Source organism: Bacillus sp. LR--39 (genome assembly GCF_053613335.1).
Map to the genome: position 1 here is coordinate 1 of NZ_JBSIOT010000190.1, position 1,318 is coordinate 1,318.

At 46.7% G+C, this 1,318-nt stretch carries 1 protein-coding gene and 1 pseudogene; both read left to right on the forward strand.

Going from position 1 to position 1,318, the window contains the following annotated elements; translation table 11 throughout:
• A partial coding sequence (gene ecsA, locus ACWHAR_RS21660) for an ABC transporter ATP-binding protein EcsA (RefSeq protein WP_452087791.1) occupies window positions 1-733 on the forward strand: 733 nt, incomplete at its 5' end.
• A pseudogene (ecsB, locus tag ACWHAR_RS21665) lies at window positions 726-1,318 on the forward strand (ABC transporter permease EcsB); the annotation flags it as partial. The gene ecsA and the pseudogene ecsB, both read left to right, overlap by 8 nt.

Below are 1,318 nucleotides of genomic sequence, written 5' to 3' on the forward strand. Positions count from 1 at the left end.
ATCGGTAAAAGACTTGACCGGCGGATATACAAGGAATCCGGTTTTGAAAAACGTATCATTCACCCTTGAACCGAATCAAATTGTCGGCTTAATCGGGCTGAATGGTGCTGGTAAAAGTACAACAATCAGACACATCATCGGGCTGATGGACCCGCATAAAGGTTCAATCGAATTAAACGGTAAAACGTTTGCTGAGGATCCGGAAGGCTACCGTTCACAATTTACCTATATACCTGAAACACCTGTTTTATACGAAGAATTGACGCTGATGGAGCATCTTGAACTAACAGCCATGGCATATGGACTGTCAAAAGAAACGATGGAGAAAAGGCTGCCTCCGCTTTTAAAGGAATTCCGAATGGAAAAGAGGCTGAAGTGGTTCCCGGCCCATTTTTCTAAAGGAATGAAGCAGAAGGTTATGATTATGTGCGCCTTTTTGGCAGAGCCTGCGCTCTACATTATTGATGAGCCTTTTCTAGGGCTTGATCCGCTTGCCATTAACGCGCTGCTTGAACGGATGAATGAAGCGAAAAAAGGCGGGGCGAGCGTGCTGATGTCAACACACATTTTGGCAACGGCAGAACGCTATTGCGATTCGTTTATTATTTTACATAACGGCGAGGTGCGGGCGCGCGGCACGCTGTCAGAGCTCAGAGAGCAGTTTGGAATGAAGGACGCGGCGCTGGACGATTTGTATCTTGAGCTTACAAAGGAAGACGCTGGCCATGAATAATATGCTTGATATTTGGCAGTCGCGGCTGCAGGAGCATATCAAAGAAACAAGAACATACATGAAATATATGCTCAACGATCACCTCGTCATTGTTTTGATTTTTTTTCTAGCGGGCGCTGCAAGCTGGTACAGCAAATGGATACGGGACATTCCCGCTCACTTTCCGTCCTTTTGGGTGATGGCCGTGCTGTTTTCGCTCGTGTTGACAAGCTCTTATGTGCGAACGCTTTTGAAGGAGGCTGACCTTGTTTTCTTATTGCCTCTTGAAGCAAAAATGGAGCCTTACTTGAAGCAAGCGTTTGTCTACAGCTATGTGTCTCAGCTGTTTCCGCTGATTGCGCTGAGCATCGTTGCGATGCCGCTTTATTTCGCAGTCACTCCGGGAGCTTCGCTCGTATCGTATGCCGCGGTCTTTGTCCAACTGTTGCTGCTGAAAGCGTGGAATCAGGTAATGGAATGGCGAACGACTTTCCAAAACGACCGCAGCATGAAACGGATGGACGTCATCATTCGCTTTGCGGCGAATACACTCGTTCTTTATTTTGTTTTCCAATCTGTTTATATGTATGCGCTTCTCGTCTATGT